Source organism: Streptomyces sp. UC4497 (assembly GCF_054871485.1).
In genome coordinates this window covers 515,395-528,755 of the sequence record NZ_JBTYHB010000001.1, presented here as the reverse complement: position 1 = coordinate 528,755, position 13,361 = coordinate 515,395, and the positions used below count along the sequence as shown (strand labels likewise).

Genomic DNA, 13,361 nt, shown 5'->3' with positions numbered 1-13,361 from the left:
GGGAGCAATCCGTGAACCTGGGCACGTACATCACTCGAAGCAGCACCTTCTGGCCGGAACGCGAGGCCCTGATCTGCGGGGAACGCAGGCTGACGTACGGGGAGCTGGAGCGGATCACCAACCGTCTGGCCTCCGCGCTCATCGGGCGCGGACTCGCGCCGGGGCAGGCCGTGGCGACGTACGCGGGTAACTGCGCGCAGGCCGTCGAGACCGAGATGGCCCTGTCCAAGAGCGGCCTCGTGCGGGTGCCGATCAGCCCGCGGCTCTCCGTCGAGGAGGTCGCGCACATCCTCGATGACGCGGACGTCCGCGTCCTGTTCGTGGACAGCGAGCGCATCGAAGCCGCCCGAGCCGCCCTGGAGCGCGCATCGGTGGATTGTCTGCTCGTCGACTACGGGGATCAAGAGGCGCTCGGCTATGGGGAGTTGCTCGCCGAAGGGGGCGAGGAGGCCGTCGCCGTCGAGGTCGACCAGCACGACGCCGCCGTCCTCAACTTCACCTCCGGATCCACCGGCAAGCTGAAGGCCGCCGTGCAGACCCACGGCAACCGGCTCGCCAACATGCGCAAGCGGATGATGGGTTCGGACGCCTCACCCTCGACCCGCGAGTGCTACCTCGCCGCCGGACCCATCACGCACGCGCCCGGCATGCCGCTCCTCGCCCTGCTCGCCTCCGGCGCCACCGTCGTCGTACTGCCGCGCTGGGACGCCGAGTTGTTCCTCGCCACGGTCGAGGCCGAGCGGATCTCCGCCACGTTCCTGGTGCCGACCATGCTCGGGATGCTGCTCGCCCACCCGAAGACCGCCACCGCCGACCTGTCCAGTCTCCGGTCGTTGCACGTGGGCGGCGCGCCCGTCTCGCCACAGCGGCTGCGCGAGGCCGTCGAGGCGTTCGGGCCGATCGTCATGCAGGGGTACGGGCAGGTCGAGACGACCAGTGGCATCACCGTGCTGACGCGTGAGGACGTGCTCGCCGGCACCACCACCGACCCCGACCTGCTGCTGTCCTGCGGACGGCCGGTGTTCGACACCGAGATACGCGTGGTCGACGAGGCGGGCACCGCGCTGCCCGCAGGGAGCATCGGCGAGGTCGTCGCCCGCGGCCCGGACTGTGTCACCGCGTACTGGCACGAACCCGAGCTGTCCGCCGAGACGTTCAAGGACGGTTGGGTGCACACCGGTGACCTGGGCTATCTGCGCGAGGACGGCTACCTGTTCATCGTCGACCGCAAGAAAGACATGATCATCTCCGGTGGCTACAACGTGTACTGCAGTGAGGTCGAGGCCGTCCTGTACGCCCACCCCGCCCTCGCGGAGGCCTGCGTCGTCGGTGTGCCCGACGAGAAGTGGGGCGAGGCCGTCAAGGCGGTCGTCGTGCTCCGGCCCGGCGCCGAGGCCACCGAGGACGACATCGTCGACTTCTGCGCCGAACGCCTCGCCCGCGTGAAGAAGCCGCGGTCCGTGGAGTTCGTGGACGCGCTGCCCGTCAATCGCAACGGGAAGATCGACCGCCGCGCCGTCCGCGCGCGCCACTGGTCCGGCGCCGAGCGCCGCGTCCACTGAAGCCCCTTGCACAGGAGAGCGCCATGACCTTCACCCTCACCCCCACGTACGACGACAACCCGCGGCTCCAGGACCTGGTGGAGCGACTGCGTGACTATCTCGGCGGGGAACTCGCCGCTTATGAAGCAGAGTTGGGGATCGAGCCCGAGAGTGGCTACACCCGGGCCCAGCTCGAACCCGTCTGGCGGCGCAGCCGCGAACTCGGCTTCTACGGCATCCACCTGCCGAAGGAACACGGCGGCCAGGACCTCACGTACACCGAACTCGCCGCCCTCAAGGAGGAGGTGGGTGCCTCCGGGCGGCTCCTTCAGCACAGCGTCCTTGGCGACATGGGCGGTCCGCTGCGCGCCGGGTCGATCCTCCAGTACGCCACCGAGCACCAGATCGAGACATATCTGGAGCCGGTCATCCGGGGCGAGCGGGCCTGCTGCTTCTCGCTCACCGAGACCGATGCCGGGTCCGACGTACGGGCGATGAAGACCGTCGCCACACCCGACGGGGACGGCTGGCGGATCACCGGGCACAAGGTGTTCTCCTCCGCCGGACCGTTCGCCGACTTCTCCGTCCTCATCGCACGGATGGCGCCCGAGCCGGACGCACCCGAGGACGCCAAGCCGGTGTTCTCCGCGTTCCTCGTCGACCTCGACGCACCCGGCTGCACGGTGCTGCCCGGCGAGACACCGATGTCCGGCGAGCACATCGAGAGCGACATCGTGCTCGACAACTGCCGTGTGGAACCGCGGCAGTTGCTCGGCAAGGTCGGCGACGGGCTGCGTATCGGACTCGGCCGCGTCACCACCAACCGGCTCCTGCACTGCCCGACCGTCCTCGGCCAGGCCCGCCGCGCCCTCGCCCTCACCGTCGACTTCGCCCGCACCCGACAGGTCTTCGGGGCGCCGCTCGGCGCGCTCCAGTCCATCCAGCACAAGCTCGCCGACATGGCCACCTCGTACTACGCGGCGCGCAGCATGACGTACGACGCGCTCGCCGACCTCGACGCGGGCAGGGAGCCGCGCACCGAGGCCTTCATGTGCAAGCTGTTCGTCGCCGAGAACGCCTTCCGGATCGCCGACGAGGCCGTGCAGATCCACGGCAAGGCGGGCCTCGTGCGCGGCGCCGAAGTCGAGTCCATCTTCCGGAAGTTGCGCATGTTCCGCGTGCTCACCGGCTCGTCCGAGATCCAGAAGAACGGGATCGCCCGGCAACTGCTGATGCCGGGCTGACGGGCGCGGCACCACGACGCCACCGAACGTTCCGCTGTGCTCTCTCCACCAGGAGGTTCCTTCCGCATGCCGCCCACCACCGCCCCCTCGTACACCGAGCGCGCCCACGACCTGCACCCCGAACTCGTCGCGCTGCGCCGGGCCCTGCACCGCGAGCCCGAAATCGGCCTCCAACTGCCCCGCACCCAGGAGAAGATCCTCGCCGCACTCGACGGACTGCCCCTGGAGATCACCACCGGCAAGGAGCTCAGCTCCGTCACCGCCGTCCTGCGCGGCGGACGGCCCGGCGGCGCCGTGCTCCTGCGCGCCGACATGGACGCCCTGCCCATCACCGAGAACAGCGGCGTCCCGTACGCCTCCGAGCTGCCCGGCACGATGCACGCCTGCGGCCACGACCTGCACACCGCCGGACTCGTCGGCGCCGCACGGCTGCTGGCCGAGCGCCGCGAACACCTCCAGGGCGACGTCGTGTTCATGTTCCAGCCCGGCGAGGAGGGCTTCGGCGGCGCCCGCGTGATGATCGACGAAGGCCTCCTGGACGCGGCCGGAAAACCCCTCGACGCGGCCTACGCGCTGCACGTCGCCGCCGACCGGCTGCCCGGCGGCATGGTCTCCAGCCGGGCCGGCACCGTCACCTCCGCCTCCGACGTGCTGACCGTGACCGTGCGCGGCCAGGGCGGCCACGGCTCGACCCCGCACGGTGCCAAGGACCCCATACCCGTGGCCTGCGAGATCGTCACCGCGATCCAGACCTGGGTGACCCGCCGCTTCGACATCTTCGACCCGGCCGTCGTCACCGTCGGCACCTTCCACGCGGGCACCCAACAGAACGTCATCCCCGACACCGCGACGTTCGAGGCCACCGTGCGCAGCTACTCCGAGCCCGTCCACGAACGCCTCATCGAGGGACTGCCCCGCCTGGTGCGGCACATCGCCGAGGCACACGGCGTCGAGGCCGAGGTGACGTACGACGTCACCTACCCGGTCACCGTCAACGAGCCCACCGAGACCGCCTTCGCCCTGGACACCGCCCGAGAGCTGTTCGGCGCAGAGCAGGTCCACGAGTCGCCCAAACCGGCCAACGGCTCCGAGGACTTCGCCTTCGTCCTCCAGCGCGTGCCCGGCGCCATGCTGCTCGTCGGCGCCGCCCCCGAGGGCGCCGACCCGGCGAGCACCGCCGTGAACCACTCGCCGCGCGCCGTCTTCGACGACCGCGTACTGCCGCGCCAGGCCGCGCTGCTCGCCGCGCTCGCCGATGGACGCCTCGCCCGGGGAGCCGGCGCATGAGCGCGACCGGCGCACCGCCTGCGGGCGGCAATGTGCGCGCCGTGGTCGGCCTGCTCGTCGCCTTCGAGCTGATCAGCGGCTTCCTCCAGGGCGCCGCCGTGCCCCTGGTCCCCGAGATCCAGCGCTGGCAGGGCATCGGCACGGGACAGGCCCAATGGATCACCACCGTGCAGTACCTGGCCGCCGCCGTCAGCGTTCCGGCCTTCGGCCGGCTCGGCGACCTGTACGGGCACCGGCGCATGGTCCGCGTCGCACTCGGCACGATCGCGGTCGGCGCCGTACTGGTGGCCTGCGCGCCCAACCTCGGTGTGCTGCTCCTCGGCCGCGCCCTGATGGGGCCGCTCGCCGCGCTGCTGCCGCTGGAGATCGGCCTGGTGCGCGACCGGCTCAGCGTCGACGGCGGGCGCAAAGCGGTCGGCATGCTGGTCGGCTCGCTCACCCTCGGCTCCGTCCTCGGCCACGCCCTCGTCGGACCGCTGCTGGCGCTCCTGGGCGACTTGCGGCCCACCCTGTTCGCCCTCGCCGCGCTGGCCGTCGCGTGCGTCGCGCTCTCGTTCACCGCGATCCCCGAGACCCGCACCCGGGCGAGCGGCCGGATGGACTGGTCGGGGGCGGCCCTGCTCGCCGTGGCCCTGGTCCTGCTGCTCGGCACGGCCTCCCGAGGCTCCACCTGGGGCTGGACGTCGGCGCCCACGCTCGGCGGCCTCGCCCTGGCGGTGGCCCTGCTGTACGTCTGGGCCCGCCTCCAACTCCGCAGCCCCGACGCCCTGGTGGACGTCCGCACCCTCGGCCGCCGTGCGAGCGCCCCGTACTACGGCTCCGGGTTCGTGCTCGGCGCCGTACTGCTGGGAGGTCAGACCGTCGCGGTCAGCTTCATGGCCACGGCGTCCAAGGACACGGGCTACGGCTTCGACCTCGCGGCCTGGCAGATCAGCCTGTGCGGCACCATCCCGCACGTCATGGCGTTCCTCGGCTCCTCGCTGTGCGCGAACCTCGCGGGACGGATCGGCTACCGCCGCCTCCTCCTGCTCGCGTTCACGCTGCTCACCTGCGGATACGGCGGGTTGATCGCGCTGCACACGGGTCTGGTGCCGTTCACCGTCGCCAACGCCCTGGTGGGCTTCGGTGTCGGCCTCGCGCTCGGCGGGCTGCCCACCGTGATCGTGGAGAGCAGCGCCGCGGACCGCACGGCCAGCGCCACCGCCGTCTACAACAACTTCAAGACACTCGGCGGCAGCTGCGGCGGCGCCGCGTTCGGCGTCGTCCTCGGCTCTCTGGTCCTGGCGGGCACGGACACCCCGACGCTCGGCGCGTACGTGACGATCTGGGCGGTCGCCGCCGCGCTCTGCGTGCTGGCGGTGGGCGCCCAACTCCTCGTCCGCGGGCCCCGGCCCACGGACCCCGCCCCCGCCGCCCCGGCCACCGCGGTGACGGGACCACCGTCGTCCGGCTGACCGGTGTCAGCCCGACAAAGCGGTACGTGCGGACCGCGTCGGCCTCGACACACCGGGCCGACGTGCCGCACCCCCTTGGCTAACCTGCACGGATGACCACCGACCTGACCCTCCTGCCCCGCGTCGCCCACCGGGGGCAGGAGGTCACCGCGCCCCGGCTGCGCGGCCTGCTCGCCCTCCTCGCGAGCGAGCCGCGCACCGGGTGCAGCACGGAGCGGCTGGTGGCGGGGCTGTGGCCGGAGGAGCTGCCGCAGCACCCGGGCAAGGCGGTGCAGGTCCTCGTCGCGCGGGCGCGGGCCCAACTGGGCGCCGACGTCATCGTGAGCACGCCTACCGGTTACCGGCTCGGCCTCGCCGATGACCAGGTCGACAGCTCCGCGCTGCTGCGGTACGCCGCCGTGTGCGCGGAGCGGGCCAGGGCCGGGGACCACGCAGGTGCGCTGGCCGGGGCCGAGGCCGGGCTCGCCCTGTGGGAGGGCGCTTCGGAGGAGGACGGCGGCACGGACGATCCCGTGGCCGCGCTGCGCGCCGAACGCGCCCCGGTCCGCCGGGAACTCGTCCGGGCACGGGCTCTCGCGCTCGCCCGGCTCGGCCGGTACGCGGAGGCGGCGGGACCACTGGCGGACACGGCCGTACGACTGCCGCGCGACGAGGAGGTACTCGGCGAACTGCTGCGCGCCGAGGCGGCCACGGCCGGTCCTTCCACTGCGCTCACCCGCTACGAGACGTACCGCCGTGGGCTTCGGGAGGAAATGGGATCCGATCCCGGTACTCAACTCCGCAACATTCAGGCCGAGTTGCTGCGCGATGAACCGGCCGTCGTCCGGCACGGAGTACCGCACGAACCGAACCAACTCCTCGGCCGCGACCAGGACATCGCCGCCGTGGAGCGACTGCTGCGCGACGCACGTGCCGTGACCGTCATCGGCCCCGGGGGACTCGGCAAGACCCGGCTCGCCTACGCCGTGACCCGCCGGGCCGGGCAACGCATCGTGCATGCCGTGCCGTTGGCCGGTGTCACCGCGGACGCGGACATCGCCGCGGAGGTGGCCTCCGCGCTCGGCGTGGGTGAGGGACGGCACGGCGCCGTCGCCGGGCACGCCCCGGCCGACCCGGTGTCCGGCATCGTCCGGGCCCTCGGTGCCGGGCCCGCGCTGCTGGTCCTCGACAACTGCGAGCACGTCGTCGGGGCGGTCGCCGACCTCGTCCAGGCGCTGCTGTCCCGCGCCCGTGACCTGCGCGTGCTCGCCACCAGCCGGTCGCCGCTCGGGCTCACGTCGGAGGCGGTGTACGCGCTGCCGGAGCTGGGCCCCGACACCTGCGCCGAACTGTTCGGCCAGCGGGCCAGGGCCGCCCGGCCCGGCGTCGACCTGCCGCCGGGCGCCGTGGCCGAACTGTGCGGACACCTCGACGGGCTGCCGCTCGCCGTGGAGCTGGCCGCGGCGCGGGTGCGGGCCCTGTCCGTGTCCGAGATCGCGCGCCGTCTCGGCGACCGCTTCGCCCTGCTGCGCGGCGGCGTACGCGGCGTCCCCGAGCGGCACCGCACCCTGCACGCCGTTGTGGAGTGGAGCTGGAACCTGCTCGCGGACGAGGCCCGCGCCGCCATGTGCACGCTGTCCGTCTTCCCCGGCGGATTCTCCGCCGACGCGGCGGAGCGGGTCCTCGGCAAGAAGGCGCCGGACGTGCTGGACGTACTGGAGCAGCTCGTCGAGCAGTCACTGCTGACCGTCGCCGACACCGCGTCAGGGGTCCGGTTCCGGATGCTGGAGACCGTACGCGAGTTCAGCGCGGCCCGGCTCGCGGAATCCGGCGAGGAGGAACGGGCCGTCGGCCAACTCTGCTCCTGGGCACGCGAGTTCGGTGTCACCCATTACGGCACACTCCTCGGCCCGCGCTCGCCCGAGACCCGGGAGCTGATCAAGTCCGAGCAGGACAACCTCGTGACCGCCCTCCGGTACGCCCTGGCCCGCGGCGAAGGATCCACCACCGCGGCCGTCACCGCCGTGCTCGCCGCGCTGTGGTCCACCGACTCGGACTTCGCCCGCCTCTTCGCCCTCGCGGCCGACACCGGCGGCCCGCTCTCGCACTACCGCCCCGAACCCGACTACGTCGAAGTGGCCCGGGCCGCCGCGGTGTTGTGCGCGGCGAGCCTCGTCGTGGACCACGCCCCGCGCGTCCTGCGTCACCTCGCCACCCTGCGCCGGCTGCCGCCGGCCCCGCCGGACACGCTGCTGCGCGCCATCGCGGTCGTACTCGTCGCCGTACCGGAGATGCTCCCTCCCGACTACGACGTGCTGCGCGAACTCTGCGACAGCGACTACCCGTTGGTCGTCTCCGTCGCCGAGAGCGTCGCCACGTACGTCTGGGAGTACGAGCACGACATCGGCCGCACGCTCGCCTCGGCGCGGCGGGTCGTCGACATCCTGGCGGCGGTCGACAGCCCGCCCCTGGAGGTCATGGGCTACTCACGGCTGAGCCAGCTGTGCCTGACGACAGGGGACGGTGACGCTGCGTACCGCTACCTCGGGGCGGCCCGCGAGGCGCTGCCCCGGTTCGGCGACGAGAACGACTACGTCGGCATCCGCTGGGGGTTCGCGCTCGCCTGCCTGCAACGCGCGGACCCGGACGAGGCCGAGACCTGGCAGCGGCGGGCCGAGGCCGAGGGCACCGCGCAGAAGGACCCCTTCTACAGCCCGGACCTGGGAGTACGCGCCGAGATCGCGCTCGCCCGCGGCGACACCGGAACCGGACTCGAGCTGTGGCGCCGCGCCGTCGCCCGGCTGCCCGCCGCCGGCCCACAGCACGAAGGAGAGCTGTGGCACGACCCGTGGGCCCTGCAGATCCAGGCGACGGCCGTGACGGCGCACGCGTACGCGGGCCGGCTCGCACCGGTCACCGACACGGTCGACCGGCTGCGGGCCGTGCTCGCGGGACCGGCCGCCGACCAGCTGGCGCTACCCGTCCTCGGCACCGTGCTGCACGCACTCGGCGCGGCCGGGCTCACGGACCGTACCCCCGAAGCCGTACGGACCATCGCCCTGGCCGAACGACTGTGGGTGCTGCGGGACTTCCAGCCCACGATGGCGGCGGCCCGCGCACGCCGGGCGGCCGAGACCGCCGACCGGGCGGCGTACACCGACGCGGTGGCCGAATACGCCGCCCTCGGGCGCGACGAACTGCGGGACGCGGCCCGCGCCCTCGCTAAGCCGGGTCGCGGTTGAACAGCGCCCTCGACCAGAAGAACCCGAGCGCGGTCAGGCCCAGGCACCAGGCGACCGCGAGCCATCCGTTGTGACCGATCTCCGTGCCGAGCAGCAGTCCGCGCAGCGTCTCGATGAGGGGCGTGAACGGCTGGTACTCGGCGACGGGCTGGAACCAGCCGGGCATCGCGTCGATCGGCACGAAGGCGCTGGAGATGAACGGGAGGATGATCAGCGGCATCGCGTTGTTGCTCGCCGCCTCGGCGTTCGGACTGGCCAGGCCCATCCCGACGGCCACCCAGCTCAACGCCACGGCCACCAGCACCGTCAGGCCGAACGCCGCAAGCCACTCCAGGACCGTCGCGTCCGTCGACCGGAAACCGATGGCCAGGGCCACGGCGCCGACGACCAGCACCCCGGCGACCGCCTGCAGCACACTGCCCACGACATGCCCGATCAGCACGGACCCGCGGTGGATGGCCATCGTACGGAAACGGGCCATGATCCCCTCCGTCATGTCCATCGTGACCGAGATCGCGGTCCCGGCCGGAGTGGCGCCGATGGTCATCAGCAGGATCCCCGGCACGAGATAGCCGATGTACGCGCTCCGGTCGGCGGGGCCGCCACCGATCCCGGCGCTCATCACGTCGCCGAAGACGTACACGAAGAGCAGCAGCAGAACGATGGGTGTCAGCAGGATGTTCAGGGTGAGCGACGGGTAGCGGCGGGCGTGCAGGAGGTTGCGGCGCAGCATCGTGGACGAGTCGCGCACGGCGAGGGACAGGGCGGTGCTGCTCATCGGAGGGCCTCCTCGGGCCGGGAGGTCTGCTCGGCGCCGCCGGTCAGGGCGAAGAACACGTCGTCGAGGTCGGGGGTGTGCACGGACAGCTCGTCCGCCTCGACGCCCGCCGCGTCCAACCAGTCGAGTACGGAGCGCAGTTCGCGCTGGCTGCCGTCGCTGGGGATCCGTACCGTCAGCGCGTCGTCGTCCGTGGTGACATCGCGGAGCGCGGCGATGGCGGCCCGGTAGCCGGCCGGATCCGTGAACCGCAGCCGCACATGGCCGCCCGGAACGAGCCGCTTCAGCTCCTCGGCGGAGCCCGTCGCGGCGATCCGGCCCTCGCTCAACACGGCGATGCGGTCGGCGAGTTCATCGGCTTCGTCCAGGTACTGCGTGGTCAGGAAGACGGTGACACCGTCGGCGACGAGTTCGCGGATCATGCGCCACATCGTGTGGCGGCTGCGCGGGTCGAGGCCGGTCGTCGGCTCGTCGAGGAAGAGGATGCGCGGGGAGCCGACCAACGTCATGGCGATGTCGAGGCGGCGGGTCATGCCACCGGAGTACGTCGACGCGGGCTTCCTCGCCGCCTCGGTGAGGTCGAAGCGGTCGAGGAGCCCGGCGGCCAGCCGACGGCCCTCGCGTCGGGGCAGATGGTGCAGATCCGCCATGAGGTGCATGTTCTCCTCGCCGGTGATCAGACCGTCGACGGCCGAGAACTGCCCGGTCACCCCGATCGCCGCGCGCACGGCCTGGGGGTCGGCGGCGAGATCGTGGCCGCCGACGGAGAGCTCGCCCGCGTCGGCGGTGACGAGCGTGGAGAGGATCTTGACGGCGGTGGTCTTGCCCGCGCCGTTCGGCCCGAGCAGCGAGAACACGGATCCGGTCGGCACCGCGAGATCGATGCCGTCGAGCACGGTCCTGTCGCCGTAGGCCTTGCGGAGCCCCTTCGCCGCGATGGCGAGAGGAGGGGGTGTCGTGGTCGTGGTGGTCATGCGGCAGAGGCTGCGGCACGGCGCACTCAGACCGGTTTCAGCGTGGTTTCAGCGCCATCCCCGTCCCGCGGTCTTGCCGGGGACGCCCACCCGTGCTGTGATGCCAACTGCCCGTCCTCTCAACAATGTTCAACGAAGTCCAACGCAATACACCGCAGTTGCACAGACCCGAGCGGCGAGCCGCCACTCTTCCTCAACGCGTCCAGCAATGGAGGATCCGTGCGCACCACAAACTTCAGACGTCACGCAAGACGTCTGTCCCTGCTCCTCACCGCGGCCCTGGGCCTCGGCACGCTCAGCCTGGCGGCCCCGTCCGCCACCGCTGCGGACGACGACCCCGTCGTGCCGCACGGACTGAAGGGCGAGTACTACACCCAGTCCGCCGCCGGCGCCTTCGACTTCGACGAGCTCAAGGCCACCGGCTTCGACCCGCAGATCGACTTCAACAGCCTCGAGTCCCGCCTGTCGTCCGCGACGGGCAAGGCGGACGACGCGAGCGTGCGCTGGACCGGGAAGCTGGTGCCGGAGAAGTCCGGTCCGACAACGTTGTCTATGATCGGTGACAACGGCTTCCGGCTGTGGGTGGACAACAAGCTGGTCATCGACCACTGGGTCGACGACTGGGACAAGGAACAGACCTCCCAGCCCGTCGACCTGACCGCGGGCAAGGCGGTCGACATCAAGGTCGAGTACTTCGAGCACTACGGCGGCTCCAATCTCCACCTGCGCTGGACCGAGCCCGGTGAGAAGAAGGAGGCCATCCCGTCCTCCGCGTTCCGGATCCCCGACGACTGGAAGTACGACGGCGCCATCGGTACCACCGTGCTCGGCGACGGACGCACCCTGAAGCTGGACTTCGCGCAGAAGCTGGGCGCCGTCCCCGGTGACATCAACGATCACCTGAAGGCCGTCATCGGCGGCGCCAAGTGGCCGCTCGGCACCGCGAAGGCGGACCCCGACGACCCGCGCGCGCTGCTCGTGGGCCTCGACGAGCCGGTCGTCGGCAACAAGGACGGCGACGCCCCCGGTCAGGCCGACGTCACGTACGACGGCAAGGGCGGGCTGGCCGGCAGCGACGGCACGGCCGTCGGCTCCTTCTGGTCGAGCGGCCCCAACCACTCGACGCACGAGCTGACCACCAAGTGGGGCGACGACGTCACCCCCGCCAACGCCCACCGCGAGTACCCGCGCCCGCAGCTCACCCGCGACAAGTGGAAGAACCTCAACGGCAGTTGGGAGTTCGCCGCCGCGAAGGAGGGCGAGCAGCCGCCGGTCGGCAAGAAGCTCGGCGAGAAGATCCTCGTGCCCTATCCGGTCGAGTCCCGGCTCTCCGGCGTCCAGCGTCACGAGGACCGCATGTGGTACCGGCGCACCTTCACCGTGCCCGCCGACTGGAAGGTCGGCAAGGGGCAGCGGCTGAACCTCAACTTCGGTGCCGTGGACTGGAAGTCGGAGATCTACGTGAACGGCACGAAGGTCGCCGATCACAAGGGTGGCTACGACAAGTTCAGCGCCGATGTCACCGACGCCCTCAAGCCGGGCAGCACCCAGGAACTCATCGTCGGCGTCTACGACCCGACCGACGCCGACAACGCCGAGAACCCGCCCATGGGCAAGCAGCGCCTCGACCCCAGCGGCATCTGGTACACCCCGTCCTCCGGCATCTGGCAGACCGTGTGGATGGAGCCGGTCGCCGCCGACCACGCCACCGACCTGAAGGTGACGCCGAATGTGAAGACGGGCGAAGTGTCCGTCTCCGCAACGGGAGTTCGCGGCGGCGTCCCCGTCACGGCGACGGCGTACGCGGACGGCAAGAAGGTCGCCACCGCCACCGGCACCTCCGGCGGACCGCTCACTCTGAAGATCGCCAAGCCGCACCTGTGGTCGCCCGACGACCCCTTCCTCTACGACCTCAAGGTGAGCGTCGGCGAGGACAGGGTCGGCAGCTACTTCGGGATGCGCTCCATCTCCGTCGAGAAGGTGAACGGCACGCCGCGCACCATCCTCAACGGCAAGCCGGTCTTCATGATGGCCACCCTCGACCAGGGCTTCTGGCCCGACGGCCTGCACACCGCGCCCAGTGACGACGCGCTCGCGTACGACCTGAAGATGCACAAGAAGATGGGCTTCAACTCGGTCCGCAAGCACATCAAGGTCGAACCCGACCGCTGGTTCTACTGGGCCGACAAGCTGGGTCTGCTGGTCTGGCAGGACATGCCCTCCATGGAGGCCGGCACGAACCCGTCGACGGCCGCCCGCGCCGAGTTCGAGCGCGAGATGAAGATCATGATCGACCAGCACATCAACCACCCCTCGGTCATCATGTGGGTCACCCTGAACGAGGGCTGGGGCCAGTACGACGAGGGTCGCCTCGCCACCCAGGCCAAGTCCTGGGACCCGACCCGCCTCGTCAACGGCATGTCGGGCCTCAACCTCGGCAAGGACGGCGGCACCGGCGACATCATGGATGAACACGGCTACCCGAGCCCCGCCCTGCCACCGAAGCCGGACGGCGAACGCGCCCTGGTCGCGGGCGAGTACGGCGGCCTCGGCCTCGCGGTTCCCGGCCATGCCTGGTCGGTCCAGCAGTCCTACGTCGACGTGGACCCGGCGACGTACACGGACGGCTACCTCGAGAAGCTGGACGAGGTGCACAAGCTGGCCTGCAAGGGCGGCAACGGCGCCGTCTACACGCAGATCTCGGACGTCGAGGGCGAGTTGAACGGTCTGCTCACCTATGACCGCCGGGTCGTCAAGCCGGACGTGAAGCGGGTTTCCGACGCCCAGAAGGCGCTGATCCGCGACGCCTCGCAGGACACCGTGGCGAACTGCTCCTGACCCGTACGCCCGTGGGGCGGGCCC

General features: G+C 71.4%; 8 protein-coding genes. 6 read left to right on the top strand and 2 right to left on the bottom strand.

Features of this window, described 5'->3' with window-relative positions:
- Positions 1–11: 11 nt before the first annotated feature.
- The 5 genes from ACYSUO_RS02355 to ACYSUO_RS02335 all read left to right on the top strand — a co-directional run bounded on the left by ACYSUO_RS02355 (position 12) and on the right by ACYSUO_RS02335 (position 8,747).
- On the top strand, positions 12–1,562 hold the full coding sequence (locus tag ACYSUO_RS02355) for an acyl-CoA synthetase (RefSeq protein ID WP_461774278.1): 1,551 nt from the start codon (positions 12–14) through the stop codon (positions 1,560–1,562).
- A gap of 23 nt (positions 1,563–1,585) precedes the next feature.
- Positions 1,586–2,785: an acyl-CoA dehydrogenase family protein gene (locus ACYSUO_RS02350; protein ID WP_461774277.1), complete on the top strand. Its 1,200-nt coding sequence runs from the start codon at positions 1,586–1,588 to the stop codon at positions 2,783–2,785.
- A 66-nt stretch (positions 2,786–2,851) separates the two neighbouring features.
- The gene (locus ACYSUO_RS02345) at positions 2,852–4,072 is read left to right on the top strand and encodes a M20 metallopeptidase family protein (protein WP_461774276.1); all 1,221 of its coding nucleotides are present in this window, start codon (positions 2,852–2,854) and stop codon (positions 4,070–4,072) included.
- Positions 4,069–5,526 (top strand): MFS transporter, encoded by a 1,458-nt coding sequence (locus tag ACYSUO_RS02340; RefSeq protein WP_461774275.1) that lies wholly within the window; start codon positions 4,069–4,071, stop codon positions 5,524–5,526. Before ACYSUO_RS02345 ends, ACYSUO_RS02340 begins: the two co-directional genes overlap by 4 nt.
- Positions 5,527–5,618: 92 nt before the next feature.
- The gene (locus ACYSUO_RS02335) at positions 5,619–8,747 is read left to right on the top strand and encodes an ATP-binding protein (protein WP_461774274.1); all 3,129 of its coding nucleotides are present in this window, start codon (positions 5,619–5,621) and stop codon (positions 8,745–8,747) included.
- On the opposite strand, the gene ACYSUO_RS02330 is transcribed toward ACYSUO_RS02335, so the two are convergent.
- Together ACYSUO_RS02330 and ACYSUO_RS02325 are read right to left on the bottom strand one after the other, a co-directional pair.
- Positions 8,728–9,525 (bottom strand): ABC transporter permease, encoded by a 798-nt coding sequence (locus ACYSUO_RS02330; RefSeq protein ID WP_461774273.1) that lies wholly within the window; start codon positions 9,523–9,525, stop codon positions 8,728–8,730. The two genes, ACYSUO_RS02335 and ACYSUO_RS02330, sit on opposite strands and share 20 nt — an antisense overlap.
- Positions 9,522–10,499, bottom strand: a complete 978-nt coding sequence (locus ACYSUO_RS02325; protein WP_461774272.1) for an ATP-binding cassette domain-containing protein — start codon at positions 10,497–10,499, stop codon at positions 9,522–9,524. Before ACYSUO_RS02325 ends, ACYSUO_RS02330 begins: the two co-directional genes overlap by 4 nt.
- Before the next feature lie 219 nt (positions 10,500–10,718).
- On the opposite strand from ACYSUO_RS02325, the gene ACYSUO_RS02320 reads away from it, so the two are divergent.
- On the top strand, positions 10,719–13,337 hold the full coding sequence (locus ACYSUO_RS02320) for a PA14 domain-containing protein (protein WP_461774271.1): 2,619 nt from the start codon (positions 10,719–10,721) through the stop codon (positions 13,335–13,337).
- Positions 13,338–13,361 lie beyond the last annotated feature (24 nt).